The organism is Streptomyces sp. NPDC050263 (assembly GCF_040655955.1).
Lineage (GTDB): Bacteria > Actinomycetota > Actinomycetes > Streptomycetales > Streptomycetaceae > Streptomyces.
In genome coordinates this window covers 12,433-31,135 of the sequence record NZ_JBFAKW010000115.1, presented here as the reverse complement: position 1 = coordinate 31,135, position 18,703 = coordinate 12,433, and the positions used below count along the sequence as shown (strand labels likewise).

Annotated in this window: 19 protein-coding genes; 7 read left to right on the top strand and 12 right to left on the bottom strand. The window is 71.3% G+C overall.

Features of this window, described 5'->3' with window-relative positions:
- Positions 1 to 613: 613 nt before the first annotated feature.
- Complete coding sequence (def, locus tag AB0J04_RS35720) at positions 614 to 1,243, top strand: peptide deformylase (protein ID WP_363172764.1); 630 nt, start codon at positions 614 to 616, stop codon at positions 1,241 to 1,243.
- Positions 1,244 to 1,266: 23 nt separating this feature from the next.
- Here def and AB0J04_RS35715 read toward each other — a convergent pair whose 3' ends face one another.
- A complete protein-coding gene (locus tag AB0J04_RS35715; protein WP_363172769.1) occupies positions 1,267 to 2,565 on the bottom strand; it encodes a geranylgeranyl reductase family protein in 1,299 nt (432 codons plus the stop codon).
- 106 nt (positions 2,566 to 2,671) lie between these two features.
- Between AB0J04_RS35715 and AB0J04_RS35710 the strand changes: the two genes are divergently transcribed.
- Both AB0J04_RS35710 and AB0J04_RS35705 read left to right on the top strand, forming a co-directional pair.
- Entirely contained in the window at positions 2,672 to 3,178 is a 507-nt protein-coding gene (locus AB0J04_RS35710; protein ID WP_363172763.1) for a GNAT family N-acetyltransferase, read from the top strand.
- A 133-nt stretch (positions 3,179 to 3,311) separates the two neighbouring features.
- The gene (locus AB0J04_RS35705) at positions 3,312 to 3,635 is read left to right on the top strand and encodes a PASTA domain-containing protein (protein ID WP_358800699.1); all 324 of its coding nucleotides are present in this window, start codon (positions 3,312 to 3,314) and stop codon (positions 3,633 to 3,635) included.
- 99 nt (positions 3,636 to 3,734) lie between these two features.
- Here the strand turns inward: AB0J04_RS35705 and AB0J04_RS35700 are convergent, their stop codons facing one another.
- From AB0J04_RS35700 to AB0J04_RS35685, 4 genes are read right to left on the bottom strand one after another with little or no spacing between them, the layout of a single operon-like run.
- Positions 3,735 to 4,430 carry a demethylmenaquinone methyltransferase gene (locus AB0J04_RS35700; RefSeq protein WP_363172762.1) on the bottom strand — a complete coding sequence of 232 codons (696 nt, stop codon included), beginning with the start codon at positions 4,428 to 4,430 and terminating at the stop codon, positions 3,735 to 3,737.
- A 32-nt stretch (positions 4,431 to 4,462) separates the two neighbouring features.
- A complete protein-coding gene (locus tag AB0J04_RS35695) occupies positions 4,463 to 5,917 on the bottom strand; it encodes an acyltransferase (RefSeq protein ID WP_363172761.1) in 1,455 nt (484 codons plus the stop codon).
- Positions 5,917 to 8,373 carry a bifunctional polysaccharide deacetylase/glycosyltransferase family 2 protein gene (locus tag AB0J04_RS35690; RefSeq protein ID WP_363172760.1) on the bottom strand — a complete coding sequence of 819 codons (2,457 nt, stop codon included), beginning with the start codon at positions 8,371 to 8,373 and terminating at the stop codon, positions 5,917 to 5,919. The genes AB0J04_RS35695 and AB0J04_RS35690 overlap by 1 nt, the downstream gene beginning before the upstream one ends.
- Positions 8,374 to 8,392: 19 nt before the next feature.
- On the bottom strand, positions 8,393 to 8,722 hold the full coding sequence (locus tag AB0J04_RS35685) for a hypothetical protein (RefSeq protein ID WP_363172759.1): 330 nt from the start codon (positions 8,720 to 8,722) through the stop codon (positions 8,393 to 8,395).
- A 397-nt stretch (positions 8,723 to 9,119) separates the two neighbouring features.
- On the opposite strand from AB0J04_RS35685, the gene AB0J04_RS35680 reads away from it, so the two are divergent.
- Complete coding sequence (locus tag AB0J04_RS35680) at positions 9,120 to 10,160, top strand: chitinase (RefSeq protein ID WP_363172758.1); 1,041 nt, start codon at positions 9,120 to 9,122, stop codon at positions 10,158 to 10,160.
- A gap of 26 nt (positions 10,161 to 10,186) precedes the next feature.
- On the opposite strand, the gene AB0J04_RS35675 is transcribed toward AB0J04_RS35680, so the two are convergent.
- From AB0J04_RS35675 to AB0J04_RS35650, 6 genes are all read right to left on the bottom strand, one after another.
- A complete protein-coding gene (locus AB0J04_RS35675) occupies positions 10,187 to 10,798 on the bottom strand; it encodes a hypothetical protein (RefSeq protein ID WP_363172757.1) in 612 nt (203 codons plus the stop codon).
- 7 nt (positions 10,799 to 10,805) lie between these two features.
- Positions 10,806 to 12,005: a cyclic dehypoxanthinyl futalosine synthase gene (gene mqnC, locus AB0J04_RS35670; RefSeq protein WP_363172756.1), complete on the bottom strand. Its 1,200-nt coding sequence runs from the start codon at positions 12,003 to 12,005 to the stop codon at positions 10,806 to 10,808.
- A 94-nt stretch (positions 12,006 to 12,099) separates the two neighbouring features.
- Complete coding sequence (locus tag AB0J04_RS35665; RefSeq protein ID WP_363172755.1) at positions 12,100 to 12,846, bottom strand: A24 family peptidase; 747 nt, start codon at positions 12,844 to 12,846, stop codon at positions 12,100 to 12,102.
- Between the two features lie 8 nt (positions 12,847 to 12,854).
- On the bottom strand, positions 12,855 to 13,559 hold the full coding sequence (locus AB0J04_RS35660) for a hypothetical protein (protein ID WP_363172754.1): 705 nt from the start codon (positions 13,557 to 13,559) through the stop codon (positions 12,855 to 12,857).
- Positions 13,559 to 15,256, bottom strand: coding sequence for a serine/threonine-protein kinase (locus AB0J04_RS35655; RefSeq protein ID WP_363172753.1), 1,698 nt, complete (start codon positions 15,254 to 15,256; stop codon positions 13,559 to 13,561). Before AB0J04_RS35655 ends, AB0J04_RS35660 begins: the two co-directional genes overlap by 1 nt.
- Positions 15,257 to 15,299: 43 nt before the next feature.
- On the bottom strand, positions 15,300 to 16,157 hold the full coding sequence (locus tag AB0J04_RS35650; protein ID WP_363172752.1) for a menaquinone biosynthesis protein: 858 nt from the start codon (positions 16,155 to 16,157) through the stop codon (positions 15,300 to 15,302).
- A gap of 298 nt (positions 16,158 to 16,455) precedes the next feature.
- On the opposite strand from AB0J04_RS35650, the gene AB0J04_RS35645 reads away from it, so the two are divergent.
- Positions 16,456 to 16,659 carry a cold-shock protein gene (locus AB0J04_RS35645; protein WP_003974443.1) on the top strand — a complete coding sequence of 68 codons (204 nt, stop codon included), beginning with the start codon at positions 16,456 to 16,458 and terminating at the stop codon, positions 16,657 to 16,659.
- A gap of 145 nt (positions 16,660 to 16,804) precedes the next feature.
- Here AB0J04_RS35645 and AB0J04_RS35640 read toward each other — a convergent pair whose 3' ends face one another.
- The gene (locus AB0J04_RS35640; protein ID WP_363172768.1) at positions 16,805 to 17,377 is read right to left on the bottom strand and encodes an XRE family transcriptional regulator; all 573 of its coding nucleotides are present in this window, start codon (positions 17,375 to 17,377) and stop codon (positions 16,805 to 16,807) included.
- Positions 17,378 to 17,575: 198 nt separating this feature from the next.
- On the opposite strand from AB0J04_RS35640, the gene AB0J04_RS35635 reads away from it, so the two are divergent.
- Both AB0J04_RS35635 and AB0J04_RS35630 read left to right on the top strand, forming a co-directional pair.
- Positions 17,576 to 18,238, top strand: a complete 663-nt coding sequence (locus AB0J04_RS35635) for an AzlC family ABC transporter permease (protein WP_363172767.1) — start codon at positions 17,576 to 17,578, stop codon at positions 18,236 to 18,238.
- Positions 18,235 to 18,549, top strand: a complete 315-nt coding sequence (locus AB0J04_RS35630) for an AzlD domain-containing protein (RefSeq protein ID WP_363172751.1) — start codon at positions 18,235 to 18,237, stop codon at positions 18,547 to 18,549. The genes AB0J04_RS35635 and AB0J04_RS35630 overlap by 4 nt, the downstream gene beginning before the upstream one ends.
- Positions 18,550 to 18,703 lie beyond the last annotated feature (154 nt).

Below are 18,703 nucleotides of genomic sequence, written 5' to 3'. Positions count from 1 at the left end.
ACCCCCCAGGTCATCCGTACGACAGGGGGCACACAGCCATACCGGACCCGGGGGCCAGGCGCCCCATTGCGGGGCCACGGAAAAGGTAACGGGGCACGTCGCGGGCCGCGAACAAGGCTGCGGCGCGTGGGCGAACTCCACCCGGACACCGGCCTGCTCGCCCGCCGCGTCGACGGCCCGTGTTCGCGTCCGCGTCCGGGCTCTCGTGTCGACGGCTCGGGCGGGCCGAGGGACACCAGGTGATCTCGCCCGCCTACCCTGCCGGCGCCCTCGCCTGCCCGCCCGAGGTCGGCCGACCCGCCGACCCACCGGCCCCGACCCGCCGACCCACCGCCCCGCCCACGGCGGGCACCACTGCCGGCCGTTGCCGGCCGTTGTCGGCTGTTGTCGGCTTTTGCCGTCACAGGCTCGGGCCCACCGGACATCCCTCTCACGTGCTCGGTCCGTCGGCCTCCCGTCGCGCGTGCAGCCCCGTCAACCGCCCCTTCCTCACGGGCGCGGGTGCGTCGGCCGCTTCCCTGGTATGCCCGGGCGGGCCCGTCGTGGGCCTGGGATGCTCGGCGGGTGGGTCGGGGAACTCCCCGGCCCGTCCGTGAGTTGAAGGAGAGACGTCATGCCACGTGTGTTCGTGCAGGTGCGGCCCGTCGCCTCGTATCCCCCGCTCGCGCCCGAGGCCCGGCGCGGCTCGGTGCGGCGGGTCACCGAGGTCGGTGAAGAGGTGCTGCACAAGTCCTGCCGTGATGTCACCGAGTTCGGACCCGATCTGGCCGCGCTCATCGACGACATGTTCCTCACCATGTACGTCGCCGACGGGGCCGGGCTGGCGGCGAACCAGGTCGGTGTCGGTCTGCGGCTGTTCGTCTACGACTGCTGGGACGATGAAGGTGTCCGACATGTCGGACACATCGTCAATCCGGTGCTGGACCGGCTCGACCCGGTCGAGCGACGGCTGCTGGACGAGGGCGAGGGGTGCCTGTCGGTGCCGGGCGCCGTCATGGACGTGCCGCGGCCCGACCGGGCCGTGGTGCGGGGGTACGACCGGGAGGGCAGTTCGCTGGTCATCGAGGGGTGTGGGTACTTCGCGCGGTGCCTGGAGCACGAGAGCGACCACCTCGACGGCCAGGTCTATCTGGACCGGCTCCCCAAGAAGGGCCGGAAGGAGGCCCTCCGGCAGGCGGCGGACCGGCGGGAAGAGGTCTTCGCACGCCGGGCCGCCAAGGCCGAGGCCCTGAGCAGGCCGTAGCCAGGCCAGGGCCGTAGGCCAGGTCAGGCCTTCGGGGCCACCTTGCTCAGGCCGTTGATGATGCGGTCCATCGCGTCGCCGCCCGTGGGGTCCGTCAGGTTGGCGAGCATCTTCAGGGTGAACTTCATCAGCAGCGGGTGGGTCAGGCCGCGCTGGGCCGCGATCTTCATGACCTTCGGGTTGCCGATGAGCTTCACGAAGGCGCGGCCCAGCGTGTAGTACCCGCCGTAGGTGTCCGCGAGGATCTGCGGGTAGCGCTGCAGGGCGAGTTCGCGCTGGCCGGGGGTGGCGCGGGCGTGGGCCTGGACGATGACGTCGGCGGCGATCTGGCCGGACTCCATGGCATAGGCGATGCCCTCGCCGTTGAACGGGTTCACCAGGCCCCCGGCGTCGCCGACCAGCAGCAGCCCCTTGGTGTAGTGGGGCTTGCGGTTGAAGGCCATGGGGAGGGCGGCGCCGCGGATCGGGCCGGTCATGTTCTCGGGGGTGTAGCCCCAGTCCTCCGGCATGGACGCGCACCAGGCCTTGAGGACCTCGCGCCAGTCGAGTTCCTTGAAGGAGTCGGAGGTGTTGAGGACCCCGAGACCCACGTTGCTGGTGCCGTCGCCCATGCCGAAGATCCAGCCGTAGCCGGGGAGCAGCCGGTCCTCGCCCGGGCCCCGCCGGTCCCACAGCTCCAGCCAGGACTCCAGGTAGTCGTCCTCGTGGCGCGGGGAGGTGAAGTAGGTGCGGACGGCGACGCCCATCGGGCGGTCCTCGCGGCGGTGCAGGCCCATCGCCAGGGAGAGGCGGGTGGAGTTGCCGTCGGCGGCCACCACGAGCGGGGCGCGGAAGGTGACTTCGCGTTTCTCCTCGCCGAGCTTGGCGTGGACACCGGTGATGCGGCCGGTGCGGTCGTCGATGATCGGGGCGCCGACGTTGCAGCGCTCGTAGAGGCGGGCGCCCGCCTTCTGGGCCTGGCGGGCGAGCTGCTCGTCGAAGTCGTCACGCTTGCGGACGAGCCCGTAGTCCGGGTAGGAGGCGAGATCCGGCCAGTCGAGCTGGAGGCGGACGCCGCCGCCGATGATGCGCAGCCCCTTGTTGCGCAGCCAACCGGCCTCCTCGGAGATGTCGATGCCCATGGCCACCAGTTGCTTGGTGGCGCGCGGGGTGAGGCCGTCGCCGCAGACCTTCTCGCGCGGGAACTCGGTCTTTTCGAGGAGGAGTACGTCGAGTCCGGCCTTGGCGAGGTAGTAGGCGGTCGTGGAGCCGGCCGGCCCCGCGCCGACGACGATCACGTCGGCGGTGTGCTCGGAGAAGGGCTCGGCGTGGGGCTCGTTCACGGCGGTCACGGCGGGATCTCCCCAAGTTCGGAATCTACGTGCCGACCGGCACTGGACATGGGCAGTCTATTCAGCAGAATTGATCACCCGGCTGAAGGGCTGCCCCGTGAACCGAACTCTCCCCGTAGTACGGCTGCGTGTTCCCACGGACGAGGACGCGGTCGCGTGGCACCGGGTCTTCGACGACCCTGACGTCATGGAGTTCCACGGCGGCAGGTCCGCGGAGCTGTCGGTCTACGAGGAGCTCACCGCCCGCCAGCGCCGGCACGACGCCGAGCACGGCTTCTGCCTGTGGACGATGCTGGACGCCGACGACCGGGTCATCGGGTTCACCGGCGCCCAGCCGTGGCCGGGCGAGTGGGGGCCCAAGGGGGAGATCGAGATCGGCTGGCGGCTCGGACGGGAGCACTGGGGGCAGGGGTATGTGACGGCGGCCGCGCAGCTGACGCTGGAGCGGGTGCGGGCGGCCGGGGTGCCGGGGGTGGTCGCGATGGTCGACGCGCGCAACACGCGGTCCGTCGCCGTCACGCAGCGGCTGGGCATGCGGCTGGCGGAGGTCTTCACGACTCCCGAGTCGAAGCGTGAGGGACACTGCTACCGACTGGCTTGGTGATCACGGCAAGTGACCCTATGTAGTCATCGGCTACAGAAAGACACCCGGCGCTTCCGGACGCCACCCCTGGGCGGTTACCCTTCCAGTACCGCTGGGGGTGACATCTGTGCTCATACCACCCAAAACACCCGAAGTGCGCGTGCCCAGGTTCATCGGCCTGATGGCCATGGACGCGCGCGAGGCGGCCACGGCGCAGGGCGTGCTGCTGGCCGCACCGGACCGGCCCGACTTCCACCGCGCGGTCGTCGACTACGTCGTACGGCAGTACCCGCCGCCGGGTGTCGAGGTGCCTCGCGGCTCGGTCGTCAGCGTGTGGTTCGACTTCTCCGAGGGAGAGGGCGGCGGAGGCGCGGGCGTGCGAGAGCCGCGCGTGCCGAGACCGGGCGGGGGCGGACTCCAGCGAGAGCTGGACCGATCCGGGGACCGGGACCGCCCCTTCGAGGCGATCACCGGTTGACGGCCGGGCGCTTGACCGGCCCCTTTCTCCACCTCGGGATCCTTTCTCCACCCCGGGGCCCTTTCTCCGCCCGAGGGCCTTGTCCGCCCCGGGGCTCCCTCAGGCCTCCTTGAAGCCTCGATGGAGGGTCACCACACCGCCCGTCAGGTTGCGCCAGGCGACCTTCGACCAGCCGGCCTTGCGCAGGTGCTCGGCGAGGGCGGGCTGGTCGGGCCAGGCGCGGATGGACTCGGCGAGGTAGACGTAGGCGTCCGGGTTGGACGAGACCGCGCGGGCCACCGGGGGCAGCGCGCGCATCAGGTACTCGGTGTAGACGGTCCGGAACGGCGTCCAGGTCGGGTGCGAGAACTCGCAGATCACGACGCGTCCGCCGGGCCGGGTCACCCGGTACATCTCCCGCAGGGCGGCGTCGAAGTCCTGCACGTTGCGCAGGCCGAAGGAGATGGTGACTGCGTCGAAGGCGTCGTCCTTGAAGGGCAGCCGCGTCGCGTCGCCGGCCGTGAACGGCAGCCAGGCGTGCTTCCTCTTGCCGACCTGGAGCATGCCGAGGGAGAAGTCGCAGGGGACGACATAGGCGCCGGCCTGCGCGAACGGGAGGGAGGAGGTGGCCGTGCCCGCGGCGAGGTCCAGGACCTTCTGGGCGGGGCGCGCGTCGACCGCCTTCGCGACCTCCTTGCGCCACCTGCGGTCCTGGCCGAGCGACAGGACGTCGTTGGTCACGTCGTACCGTTCCGCCACGCGGTCGAACATCGAGGCGACTTCATGGGGCTGCTTGTTCAGGGAAGCGCGAGTCACCCGCCCATTGTGGCAGCCCCGCCCTCACCGGCTCACGGCAGGAGCCTCGGCTTCTTTCGTGCCGCCACGTCCTCGACCCACCCGCACAGCAGCACGAAGACGCCGATCAGCAGCCAGCCCACGCCGAACATGAACCACTGACTGTCGAGGGGCAGGTACTTCTCGAACGCGGGGACGTTCCAGAACTGGTCGCCCAGTGGCACGGCCAGGATCAGGGCGATCTCGTGCCAGAGATAGATCGTCACCGCGCGCGCGTTGAAGACGGTGACGATGCGGTTCGTGCGCCGGAAGCGGGTGAGCCAGGCGAAGTCGATCCCGAAGCAGGCCTTCGCCCACATCAACAGCATGACGAAGCCGGCCGACCAGAAGGCCTGCGCGAGGGGGTTCTCGTCCAGGTCGTAGGTGCCGAACTCGGCCTGGTGCGTGAAGGCGTACCAGCCGCCGAAGGCGATCGCCGCCAGCGACACCACGACCACCAGGGCGGGCTTCATGCGCTGGAGGACGCCGTCGCGGTGCGCGAAGCCGAGCATCCAGCAGAAGAGGTACGTCGAGAGGTCCCACATCGCGGTGCCGACGCGGTTGTCCGGGCCGGCCCATACGAAGGTCAGGACCAGGATCGGCGCGAGGGACAGCGCCAGCACGGGGATCGGGGCGAGCCGGAACAGCCGCAGCAGGAGCGGCGAGAGCAGCACGAACCAGAGGTAGGTCCGCAGGTACCAGAGGATCTCCCAGGCCTGCTCGCCCCAGGCGTTGCCCGGCGGGTCGCCCAGCGGCACGATCCAGTAGACGATCTCCCAGTTCGGCATCCAGTCGTGGATCAGCATCGCCAGGACGACGAAGACGCCCCAGAACCAGAAGGGCGGCAGGAGCCGGCGCAGGCGGCTCTTCACCACCTTCGCCGCCGGACGCTCCAGGGACTTCGCCATCAGGGTGCCGGCCAGTCCGAACATGACCCCCATGGAGGGGAAGACCATGCCGGCCCAGGCCCAGCCGAAGGTGTGGTACGCGACGACTCTTATGAGGGCGAGGGCGCGGAGGGTGTCGAAGTAGCGGTCCCGTTGGGGAGCAGCGAGCTTGGGCGGGGACTCGGCCGGCACGTCCTGAGCGGCGCGAGCCTCCGGCTCCGGCGCGGACTCCGGCTCCGCAGCCGCAGCCTCCACGGTGAGCAGGGTCGCCGTCTCGTCGACGGCGACGCCCTGCCCGTACTCCACGTAGTCCGTCTGCTCCGCGTACGGGGCGTACGGGGCGTACGGGGCGTACGGGGCACTCTGGGGGTTCTGTGCGCATTGGGCATACTGCATGTGCTCCTGGGGATACGGCTGCTGCACGTACTGCTGCGGCTGCCCATTCCTTCCGTAGCCCTCGTTGCCCTCGTTGCCCTCGTAGCCGTCATGGCCCTCGTACCCGGACGGGTACTGCGGCTGCTGCCCGTAGCCCTGGTCGTACGGGTATCCCTGCCCGTATCCCTGCTGCTGCTCCCAGCTCATCAGCTCACCCCGGCCGGGGTGCCGACCTCGCCCGTGCGCTTCAGTTTCTGCCAGCGCAGGCGGCCGCCGGTGAGGGCGGTGATGCAGGAGTGGATGAGGACGAGGTACATCATCTGGCGGTAGGCCAACTGCTGGAGCGGCATCATCAGCAGATAGCGGTACTTCTCCTTGTCCAGGCGGAACGCGTAGGCCGCGCAGCCCAGCTGGATGCCGAGGACCGCCATCCAGGCCAGCAGGGCGGCCTGGAAGTCGATGAAGATCATCGAGTAGACGGTGAAGACGTCGATGAGCGGGGCGAAGACCGGCGTGATGATCTGGAAGAGGACGACCAGCGGCATCCCGACCCGGCCGAAGCGACCCGAAGGACCCTTGTCCGTGAGGGACTTGCGGTGCTTCCACAGGGCCTGCATGGTGCCGTAGGACCAGCGGTAGCGCTGGGACCACAGCTGCTTCAGGGAGCCCGGCGCCTCCGTCCAGGCCTTGGCGTGCTCCTGGTAGACGACCTGCCAGCCGCCGCGGTGCATGGCGATGGTGATGTCGGTGTCCTCGGCGAGGGTGTCCTCGCTCATGCCGCCGGCCTCCAGCACCGCGTCCCGGCGGAACGCGCCGATCGCGCCGGGGATGGTCGGCATGCAGCGCAGCAGGTCGTACATGCGGCGGTCGAGGTTGAAGCCCATCACGTACTCGATGTGCTGCCAGGCTCCGATGACCGTGTCGCGGTTGCCGACCTTGGCGTTGCCGGCGACGGCGCCGACCTTCGGGTCGGCGAAGGGCTGCACGAGGTGGTACACGGCCTCCGGCTCGAACACCGTGTCGCCGTCCATCATCACGACGATGTCGTAACTGGCGTTGCGGACACCGTTGTTGAGGGCGGCCGGCTTGCCCGCGTTCTCCTGGCGGATGACGCGGACGTTGGTCATGCCGAGGGCCCTCGCCGCCTCACGCGAGATCTCGGACGTGCCGTCGGTCGAGCCGTCGTCCACGACGATGATCTCGATCGGGTGGGTGCTCTTCGCCAGCGACTTGAGGGTGTTGGCGATGCACTCCTTCTCGTTGTAGGCCGGGACGATCACGCTCACCGGGCGGGTGACCGTCGGTCCCCAGCTGAAGCGGCGCTTGTTGCGCAGTCTGTAGTGGCGTCGGGCCAGGATCAGCATCATCCCGAAGCGGCCCATGACGGCCACGCCGACGACCATCAGTCCCACCGACAGCGTCGGTACGGTCCACTCGGCGAGAGTGACGGCGGCGATGAGCGCCTTGCCCTCGTAGAGGGTCAGGCCGGTGGCCTCGCGGTGGGCGGCCTGCAGGCGGTTGACGGTCCCGCCCGCCCCGCCGCTGCCGCCCTCGACCCCGTTACCGTTGCCGCCCTCGACCCCGTTACCGTTGCCGCCCTCGGCCCCGTTGCCGTTGTCGGCGCCGTTGGGTAGGTTGCCGGGCTGCTCGCCGGTCGCCCCGCCCGTCGCGGCCGCTCCGCCCGCTGCGGCCGTCGCGCCCGCCGTCGCGCCCGCCGTCGGCGTCGCCTCGGCGCCCGCGGCCTGCTGCTGACCCGCGCCGGAGGCCTCGCGAGCCGCTGCGTTCTGCTCGTCGATCACACCGCTGATGGTGGTGAAGGTGTAGCCCTCGGCCTTCATCTTCTCGATGTAGGTCGGCAGCGCCTTGATCGTCTGCGAGCGCTCGCCGCCGGCGTCGTGGAAGAGGACCGACGCGCCCTTGCCGTCCTCGGGCGTGGCCCCCTCGATGATCTTCGAGACGCCCGGCTTCTTCCAGTCGTCGCTGTCCGTGTCGACGAAGACGCTGGTGTAACCGTCGGCGCCGAGCTCCTTGTAGACGGGCCAGCTGTAGTTGTCGATGGCGTCCGTCTCGGAGGAGTACGGGGCGCGGAAGAGCGTCGTCGTGATGCCGGCCGCGCCGGCGAGGGCGAGTTGGGTCTGCTCCATCTCGCGGTCGACGCGGGAGTTCGACTGGTAGGAGAGATCGACGTGGGTGAAGGTGTGGATGCCGACCTCGTTGCCCTGCTCGACCATGTCGTTCACGATGCCCGGGTAGCGCGAGACCATCGAGCCGACCACGAAGAACGTGGCGGGCACGTCGTACTCCTCGAGGATCTCCAGCACCTGCGGCGTCCAGGTCGGGTTGGGGCCGTCGTCGAAGGTCAGCGCGATCGTCTTGGCGGGCACCGAGAGGGTGGTGGCCTGGCCGCCCTGGAAGGTCAGGATGGGCCCGCCGTCGAGGACGTCCTCGGGCACCTTGCTGGCGCTGGCATCGGTGCGCACGCGCTGGTCGCCGCCGACCTCGGCGCGCAGGTAGCCGTCGAGGAGCATCACCATGGTCAGCGCGAGCAGAAGCAGCAGGGCGAGGATGACACGCGGTTTCTGCAGCGCCGCGGCCTTGCCCGCGGCCCGCTCGATGCGGCTCGGGGCGCGGCGGCGGCCGCGGGAGGAAGTGGTCGTCGTCATGGCAGTGGCTGCGCTCCGGTCAGTTGGCGGCCGCGGAGGCGCTCGCGGTCGCGGTCGGGGCGGAGCTGGGCGGCTCGCCGGTGGCGACGCCCGACGGCGGGGTGCCGCTGGGCTTCGAGGGCGGGGTGCCGAGGCCGCCCTGCGGCTGGATGCCGCCGGGGCCGGAGTTCTGGGAACCGCCCGGGCCGCCTCTGCCGCCGAAGGGCAGCAGCGAGGACGGGGTCAGCGAGGTGCCCCAGCCCATGAACGCGGCTCCGAGGACGACGGCGTACACGAGGCAGCCCACACCCATGAGGAGACCGATCCGGCGCAGCATCTTCGACCTGCGTCCGGAGTTGTCAACGAACACGGGCCCCTCGGCGGAGGCGTCGTCACGTTTGCGGCCGCGACGGCTGCCGCGAGAGGCGGCACGGCTTTCGATGGCAGGATCGGATTGCATTCCCCGGATATTAGGGAGCCTTTATGTGGCGTCTACTCTGAACCACTTGTGAGAGACCCATGAGAAACGCGTGAACCTGTCTCTTTCCTGAGAGAAGCTTGAAAGCTCTGCGCAACACCGGCCTCTCATGCGAGGGTTGATTGTCCCTTTTGAGCGGGTGGTTATCGCCTTTTGCGCGCTTGCGTCCATGACCTGTCTGTGTGTCCACTGTTCCCGCGCGATCCACCCACATGTGAGACATTTCCAATTCGGAAACGCCTTTTGTTTCCGCCCTGAGACAGAAATCACGAGAGCGGGTGCGTACGCAATGAGGAGTTTCCTGATGCCGACGGCTGGGGTCACTTGCCTGTTTGCCCTGGCCGTATCGGGATGCTCCGCGGGCTCCGACGACACGTCGGACGCGGCGCCCGCGGCCACGGAACGGGCGAGCAGCAGCCCCTCCCCGTCTCAGAGCGCGAGCTCATCCAGTACCGGCACCTCCTACGCGCCGTACGTGAGCGCGGGGGAGGCGTCGGAGAACGACTCGGCCGGTTCGCCGACGACGTACAACCTGGCGTTCGTCATCGGCAGCGGCAGCGGCTGTACGCCGAAATGGAACGGTACGCACGCCATCGACGACGCGACCGTGAAGTCCCGGATCACGGCGCTGACGGATTCGGGCGCCACGGTGCGCGTCTCCTTCGGCGGGGCCTCCGGCGACGAATTGGCGGCGACCTGCGACACGGCTTCCGAACTCGCGGCGGCGTACGGCGAAGCGCTCGACGCGGCCGGCTCCACGCAGGCCGACTTCGACATCGAGGGCGACGAACTGGCCGACTCCGCCTCGGTCGCGCTGCGTTCCGAGGCGATCGCCGCGCTCCAGAAGGAGCGCACGGACCTGGAGATCTCGTTCACGCTCCCGGTCATGCCCTCCGGGCTGGACTCCGAGAGCCTCGCGCTGCTGGCGTCCGCGAACAAATACGACGTCCAGGTCTCCACCGTCAACCTCATGACGATGAACTACGGCGAGTCGTACTCCGGCGACATGGGCGGGTACGCGATCACCGCGGCGACGGCTGCGCAGGCGCAGCTCAAGGAGGTCTTCGGCACGACGGACGTCAATGCGTGGAAGGCCATGGCGCTCACCTCGATGATCGGCACGAACGACGTCGACAACGAGACGTTCACGCTCGAGGACGCGGCGCAGGTGCGGACGTTCGCCAAGGAGAAGGGCATCTCGTGGGTGTCCATGTGGTCGACGTTCCGTGACCAGCAGTGTGAGGAGGGCACCGACACGGACGACGCGCTGACCAACTGCAGTGGCGTCGACCAGGAGGCCGGAGCCTTCGCCGAGGCCTTCTCGGAGTAGGCCCCCGAAGCTCGGCTACGGATCGGCTACCGCCGTCTGTGCACGATGCGGCCCTCGACCACCGTCGCCACGCAGGTCCCCGCGCCGGCGGTCGCAAGGGCCGTCTCGTCGGGGACGTCGAAGACGGCGAACCGGGCGGCGGAGCCGGCCTGTCGCAGCGACGCGAACTCCACCGGCAGGCCGCAGGCGTACGGGTCCAGCGAGGGCACGCCGCCGGGCCGGCCGAGCCGGCCGATCGTCGCCAGACCGGACCGGCGTACCGCGTCCCGCACCGCGCGCCGGCCCGGTTCGCCGTCCTCGCAGGCCGCCGCGACCGTGCCGTGGGCCAGCATGCGCTGCACCGCGCGCCGGGCGCTCGCGCCCCAGCGGGCGTCGTCCGGGGCGAGGGCGGCGAGCGCGTCCCCGGTCAGCGGCGCGGTGCCCAGCGTGTCGGCCTCGCGCGGATCCGGATGGTAGGCCCCCTCCAGCAACTCGGTGCCGTGCAGGTTGATCAGACCGGGCGTGAGGATGCCGGGCCACTGGCGCACCCGGGCGCGCGCAAACGCGTCGACGAGTTGCTCCAGAGGGCCGGCCTCGGCGATCCAGGCGCCGTCGACGGCGAGCGCCCGGCCCCTGGAGTCGGCGTGAATCGTCAGCACGGCAGCCCTAGTTGGAGGCGAGCAGCTTCAGTTCGGGGTGGGCCGTGCCGCCCGCGATCGCCGTGGACGAGATGTGGGACATGACGCGCTCGTCGACGGGGTCGTTCGCCGGGTCGTCGTGGATCACGAGGTGCTCGTACGTCGTGGCGCGCTGGGCGGGGACGCGGCCCGCCTTCCTGATCAGGTCGATGATCTCGAGGCGGTTGGAGCGGTGCTTGGCCCCGGCCGACGAGACGACGTTCTCCTCCAGCATGATCGAGCCGAGGTCGTCCGCGCCGTAGTGCAGGGAGAGTTGGCCGACCTCCTTGCCGGTGGTCAGCCAAGAGCCCTGGATGTGCCGGATGTTGTCCATGAACAGCCGGGCGATCGCGATCATCCGCAGGTACTCGAAGAGCGTCGCCTGGGTGCGGCCCTTCAGGTGGTTGTTCTCGGGCTGGTAGGTGTACGGGATGAAGGCGCGGAAGCCGCCCGTCCGGTCCTGTACGTCACGGATCATCCGCAGGTGCTCGATGCGCTCGGCGTTGGTCTCGCCGGTGCCCATCAGCATGGTGGACGTCGACTCGACGCCCAGCCCGTGCGCGGTCTCCATGATCTCCAGCCAGCGCTCGCCGGACTCCTTCAGCGGGGCGATGGCCTTGCGGGGACGGGCGGGGAGCAGCTCGGCGCCGGCGCCCGCGAAGGAGTCGAGACCGGCCGCGTGGATGCGCGTGATCGCCTCTTCGACCGACACCTTGGAGATCCGGGCCATGTGCTCGACCTCGGACGCGCCCAGCGAGTGGATCACCAGCTGCGGGTACGCCTGCTTGATGGCGGCGAAGTGCTTCTCGTAGTACTCGACGCCGAAGTCCGGGTGGTGACCGCCCTGGAACATGATCTGGGTGCCGCCGAGCTCGACGGTCTCCGCGCAGCGGCGCAGGATGTCGTCCAGATCGCGCGTCCAGCCCTTGGCGGTGTCCTTCGGGGGCGCGTAGAAGGCGCAGAACTTGCACGCCGTGACGCACACGTTCGTGTAGTTGATGTTCCGCTCGATGATGTACGTCGCGATGTGCTCGGTCCCGGCGTACATACGGCGGCGTACGGCGTCGGCGGCGGCGCCGAGCGCGTGCAGCGGGGCGTCGCGGTAGAGGTCGAGGGCCTCTTCCGGCGTGATCCGCCCACCGGCCGCGGCACGGTCGAGCACGGACTGAAGGTCGGCCTTCTCGGTCACCGGGGGCGTCCCTTTCGTCAAGGATCAAACGTTGAGGATCAAGCGTGGTGGACGGACCGAACCAGCCTACGCCAGCGCTCCGACAAGCCCGACTTCAGGCCGCGTACGCGCCGATCAGCAGCCCTGCGAAGGTTCCCGCGAGCATGAACGGCCCGAACGCGATCAGCGTCTTGCGGCCCGCCCGCCGGACGACCACCAGCGCGCCCCCGAACAGCGCCCCGAACAGGAACGCGGCGAATGTGCCCAGCATGACCGTCGCCCAGCCGTACCAGCCGAGGACGGCGCCCGTCCCGAGCGCCAGTTTCACGTCGCCGAAGGCCATCCCGCCGGGGTTGACGAGGTGCAGCACGAGATACGCGGCACCCAGGGCGAGCGCGCCCAGCAGGGCCGTCGTCCAGTCGCCGGCGTGTTCGGGCAGCAGCGTGACCGGGCCCAGCAGGGCGAGGGCGGCGGCCGCGAGCGGCAGGGTCAGCGGATCGGGCAGCCGCCGCACCCGCACGTCGACGACGCCCAGCAGCACCCCGACCGGCGTGAGCAGCAGCCAGACGGCCAGTTCGGGCCGGGTACCGGTGGCCACGGCGAGCGCGGCGCACAGGAGCGCGGTGAGGACGGGCAGCAGGAGCGCGCCGGGGGCGTACGAGGCCCCGCACCGGCCGCAGTGTGCGCGCCCGAGCCAGCCGCGGATCGGGTGCCCGGCCGGGCATGCCTCCCGCCAGCCGCCCTCCCGCTCCTCCCAGGGCGCCGAGAAGCGATAGGCGGCCCGCGGCAACAGCGCCCCGGCCAGGGCGCCCCACAGCGCGGCGACGGCGGCGAGTGTCAGGTCGCCGGGAGGCGTGCTCACCGCCGTGATCACCGACTCCCCCGCGCGGCCCGGCTCTTCCCCTTGCCCTTCTTGCGGAGCCGCTTCAGCCGGGCCTGCTCCTGCGCGCGCCGGGCCGCCGTCACCGCGCCGCGCCGGCGGTACCAGAGCCAGCCGAGCAGGGACGTCGTGGCCGCGTAGGCGAGAAGGGCGCTGCCCGTGCCCGGGATGTACGCGCACATCGTGCCGCCCGAGCGGCAGTTCCTGCCGGGCAGCGCGCCGAGGACGTACACCAGCCCGCCGAACGCCACCGTCCAGCAGACCGCGCCCGCGATCGAGCGGGCGATCCGCGTCGGCCCGAAGCGGTCCCGGCCCTGCTCCCGGCCCTGCTCCCGGCCCCGGCCCTGCTCCCGACCCTGCTCCCGGTCGCGGCCCTGCTCCCGACCCTGCTCCCGGTCGCGGCCCTGCTCCCGGTCGCGGTCCCGGTCCCGGTCGCGGTCCCGGTCGCGGTCCCGTTCCGGGGCGGAGAACCACGCGGCGCCCACCCACCCGGCCACCGACAGCAGCCCGAGCAGGGCGCCGGTCGTCCAGCCGCCGCCGGGCAGCTCCACCAGCACCGGCGCGGTCACGCGCACGAACCGCTTCAGCAGGCCCATCGCGGACAGCAGGACGGCCAGAAGGGCCGCGAGGAACAGGACGCCCCCGGCGAGACCCCAGCCGTCGCGGGCCCGGAACCGGCCGGTACCGGCGCGCACTACGAGACCCTCGACATGCGTGCCACCGGGTTGCCCTCGGCCGCGCTGTCCGAGGCGTACGTCAGGTCGTCGCCGGTCGGGGTGAGCCGGATCGTGTGGGCCTCGGGGTTGCAGCCGGCGTGGTTGGTCTTCGCGCCCACCGAGGTGGCCACGACCTCCTTCTCCGTCACCTGCTTCAGCGTCAGCTCGTCGACACAGACCCCGCCGAGCACGTCCGTCTGCCGCAGCTGGCCCAGTGGGTCGCCCACGTCCGCCTGTCGGACCGTCACGCGGAAGGTGCCCATCGGGAGGGCGCCGTCGAGGCCGCTGCCCTGGCCCTCCCAGGTGCCGACGTAGTCCGCCGGGAGCACGGCCGGCGACGCGCCGTCGGCGGGGCCTCCGCTCGCGGCGGCCGACGGCTCCACCGAGTAGGCGTCGCTGCCGGCGGCGGAGTCCTGGTCGCCGTCACCCGGCAGCAGGTCGAACAGGAACACCGAGCCGACCGTCACCGCCGCCAGCGCTCCCGCGACCGCCAGCGCGACGGTGCAGCTCAGCCGCCGCCCGCGCCCGCCCTCGCCCGCCGTCGCGGAGGCGGCCACGGTGACGGACACCTTGCCGGGGGCGGCCGGCGGCACGGCGTCCCGCGGCGCGGGCACGGCGGCGGCCGGGACGAGCGCGTCCGGCCGCACGTCCATCACCGGCGGCGGCCCGAACACCCCGGACGTCACCGCCGCGCTGCGGAACGCCACCGGCCCGGACGCGACCGGGGCCACATCCGCCGCCGCACCCGCCGCCGTCCCCTCCAGGTTCAGCAGCTGGACGGCGCTCCGCCCCACCTGCTGCACCAGCGCACCCGGCAGCCAGCCGTCCGCCACCAGCCGGGCCGCGCCCTCGGGGGCCAGCCGTCGGGCCAGCTCGGCGGGGGCCGGGCGGGCGGTCGGGTCCTTGGCGAGGCAGGCCTCGACGACCTCCCGCAGATCACCCCGCAGCGCGCCCTGCGGCTCGCCCAGCTCCGGCGGCTCGTGGACGACCTTGTAGAGGAGGGCGGCCGAGGAGTCCCCGGGGAACGGGGGCCGCCCGGTCGCCGCGTAGGCCAGCACCGCGCCGAGGGAGAACACGTCGGCCGCGCCGGACGCGCCCCGGCCGAGGATCTGCTCGGGGGCCATGTAGCCGGGCGAGCCGACCGAGACGCCGGTCGAGGTGAGCGAGGCCGTGCCGTCGGTGGCGCGGGCGATGCCGAAGTCGATGAGCAGCGGACCGTCGACCGTCAGCAGGACGTTGGACGGCTTCACGTCCCGGTGCACCAGGCCCAGTTCGTGCACGGCGGCGAGCGCCTCCGCCAGGCCCGCGCCCAGGACCCGCACGGAGTGCTCGGGGAGAGGCCCGCCACCGGAACCGGCGTCGGAGGTGACCGCCGCGGCCAGGGAGGGGCCGGCCGCGTAGCCGGTGGCGACCCACGGGACCGTCGCCTCCGGGTCTGCGTCCAGGACCGGCGCTGTCCACGCCCCGCCGACCCGTCTCGCGGCCTCGACCTCGCGCCGGAACCGGGCGCGGAACTCCTCGTCGAGGGCGAGGTGCGGGTGCACGATCTTGACGGCGACCGTGCGGCCGCCGGCGCTGCGGCCGAGGAAGACACGACCCATCCCGCCGGAACCGAGCCGGCCGAGCAGCCGGTAGGGCCCCACGGTCGTGGGTTCGTCGTCTCCAAGCGGCTGCATGGCCGTCCACCCCTCCCCCACGCACAGCAAGTTCTGCAGCAGATTACGCAGATCGGGGCCGGAGCAGTTCCACCTTCACGTCGGCCGGGAAGCCCGTCGTCGGGCCGACGCGCCGGGCGAACTCGGCCACGGCCGCCAGTTGGGCCTCGCCGAAGCGGAAGTCGAGGGTGGTGAAGTACTGCTCCAGGATGTTCTCGTCGAACTCCTCCCAGCGGGCCGCCTGCTCGGCGACCTTGCCGACCTCGTCCAGGGAGAGGTTGCGGGAGTCGAGGAAGGCCTGGTGGACCTGGCGGGTGATGACCGGCTCGCGCGCCAGGTACTCGCGCCGGGCCGCCCACACCGCGAAGACGAACGGCAGGCCGGTCCACTCCTTCCAGAGCGTGCCGAGGTCGTGCACCTCCAGGCCGAGCCGCGGTCCGTCCAGCAGGTTGGCCCGCAGCGCCGCGTCGCCGATGAGCACGGCGGCCTCGGCCTCCTGCATCATCAGGCTGAGGTCGGGCGGGCAGGTGTAGTAGTCCGGCCGGACGCCGAAGCGGTCGGCCAGGAGCAGCTGCGCCAGGCGCACGGAGGTGCGGGAGGTCGAGCCGAGTGCGACCCGTGCGCCGTCCAGCTCCTCCAGCGGGACCTGCGAGACGATCACGCAGGACATCACCGGGCCGTCGCAGCCGACGGCGATGTCGGGGAAGGCGACCAGATCGTCGGCGTTCCTCAGGAACTCGACGAGGGTGATCGGACCGACGTCGAGGTCGCCGCGCACCAGCCGCTCGCTCAGCTTCTCCGGGGTGTCCTTGGTGAGCTCGAAATCGAGGAGGGTGCCGGTTCTCGCGAGCCCCCAGTAGAGGGGCAGGCAGTTGAGGAACTGGATGTGGCCGACGCGCGGCCGGGTGCGAGAATTGTCCACATCGTGAGGCTAGACCCCGTCCCGGCCGCGCCGGACTCCGACCCCCGAGCGCCTTCGGGTCAACCTCTTTAAGGGATCTTCAAACATCCGGGTGACGTGATCTTGACCTCTATTGCATTCGGCAGCCTGCGTGCTAGGCTCGCCGCAAGTTGCAGTTTGGTTTCCCTTGCAGTACAGAGCCTGCGGAGCATGTAACCGCGGGCTCTCGTCGTTTTCAGACGTATGCAGTTGTGCGGCACTTGCTTTCACGCTTGCAGGGTTCTGGAGCAGGGCAACCCTTTGGGCCCAAGGAGGGCTTATGGCTACCGGAACCGTGAAGTGGTTCAACGCCGAAAAGGGCTTTGGCTTCATCGCCCAGGAAGGCGGCGGCCCCGACGTCTTCGTCCACTACTCCGCGATCAACGCGCAGGGTTTCCGTTCGCTCGAGGAGAACCAGCAGGTCTCCTTCGACGTGACGCAGGGCCCGAAGGGTCCGCAGGCGGAGAACGTCACTCCCGTCTGAACCTCCCTCACACCCGTGAGATCGCAAGTCTGAGAGCAGTACCCAAGGAGCCCTGTGCCTTTCGGCACGGGGCTCCTGCCTTTGCCCGCCGCGTCCGATCACCACCCGGTCACCACCCGGCCGTCACCCGGCCGTCACCCGGCCGTCAGACGTGCTGCATGACCAGGACGAACGTCGTGCCGGGCAGCAGCGCCTCGTACACGTGCGGCACATCCCCGCGGTAGGTCAGATAGTCCCCGGGGTCGAGCTCCACCGTCTCGCCGGCCGGTCCGGCCTTCATCCTCCCCGTGCTCACGATCAGGTGCTCGACCGTGCCCGGAATATGCGGCTCCGATTCCCGGACGGCCCCGGGCTCGACCCGCAGGTGGTAGATGTCCCGCCGCGCGCCCGGCGGGCTGGCGGACAGCAGGGTGGCCGCGAACTCGGCCCGCTCGGAGGCGACGGTCGGACCCTCCCCCGCCCGGATCACCTGCACGGACGGCGCCGGCGGCTCGACGAGCGCGCTGAAGGGCACACCGAGCGCCACGCCCAGCGCCCACAGCGTCTCCACGCTCGGGTTCCCGCTCGCCCCCTCCAGCTGGGACAGCGTGGACTTCGCGATTCCGGCCCTCTTGGCCAGCTCGGACAGGGACAGCCCGGCACGGGTGCGCTCGCGCCGCAGGGACGCGGCGATCCAGTCCAGGGGGAGCCTCGGTGGACTTCCGGCCGTCTCGGACATATTCGTTCGCTCCAACGGTACGATCGTTCGCCTTGACGAACTCCGACGCTTCTGTCCATTGTAGAGAACATGCGTACGGCAGAACGAACACCCCGATCACCCCGATGGCGATCCCAGCGACCCAAGCGGTCGGGTCGATCGGAGCAGGCGGGTCGCTCGGAGCGGTCGGGTCGCTCGGAGCGGTCGGAGCGGTCCGGCCTGATCCGGCTGACCCGGGACGCCTCCCTCGTCTGGCTCGCCAGCGGCGTCGTCGGCCTGTCCTTCGGCGCGATCTCCGTGGCCGGCGGGCTTCCGGTCTGGGCGCCGGTCGTGATGTCCCTGGTGGTGTACGCGGGCTCCGCCCAGTTCAGCGCGGTCGGCATCCTGATCGCCGGGGGCGGTCCGCTCGCCGCCGCCGCGACCGGACTGCTGCTCAACACCCGCAACGCCGCGTTCAGCCTCGCGGTCGCCGACCTCCTCGGCCCCGGCCGGGCGACCCGGCTCCTCGGCGCGCACCTGGTCACCGACGAGACGGTCGCGTTCGCCCTCGCCCAGCCGGACCCCGCCCGGCGCCGCGCCGCGTTCTGGGTCTCCGGCCTCGGCCTGTTCGCCGTGTGGAACACGGGCGTGCTCGTCGGGGCGCTCGCCGGGGGCGCCCTCGGCGACACGGCCGTCTACGGGCTGGACGCCGCATTCCCGGCCGTTCTCGTCGCCCTGGTCCTGCCCGCCCTGCGCAAGGACGCGCGCCTGCGCCGTCCGGCCGCCCTCGGCGCGGTCCTGGCGCTCGCGGCGACGCCGTTCATCCCGGCCGGGGCGCCGGTACTGCTCGCGCTGGCCGGCCTGACCGTATACGGGTACGGCCGTAAGGAGGTCGCGGCATGAGCGCGACGGTCGCCGTGATCCTGATGCTGGCGGTGGGGACGTACGCCCTCCGACTGGTCGGCCCGGTGTTGCACGGGCGAGTGGAACTGCCCGCCCGGGTGCAGGAGTCGCTGGCCGCCGGGGCAGTGGTCCTGCTGGTCGCGCTGCTGGCGACGGGCGCGCTGACCGAGGACGGCGGCTTCGCCGGGTGGGCGCGTCCGGCCGGGGTGCTGGTCGGCGGGGTGCTGGCATGGCGTAGGGCGCCGTTCGCGGTGGTGGTGCTGGGGGCGGCGGCGACGGCCGGGGGGCTGCGGGCGCTGGGGGTGGCTTGAGAAGGCCCCACTGTCAGTGGCGGCGGCTAGGGTCCCCGCCCATGACGGACACCGACGCCACCGACACCACAGCCGCCACAGCCCCCACAGCCGCCACAGCCGCAAGCTCCGCCGCCGCCTCCACCCCCGCCGAGCCCGCCGCCCCCGCCACTCC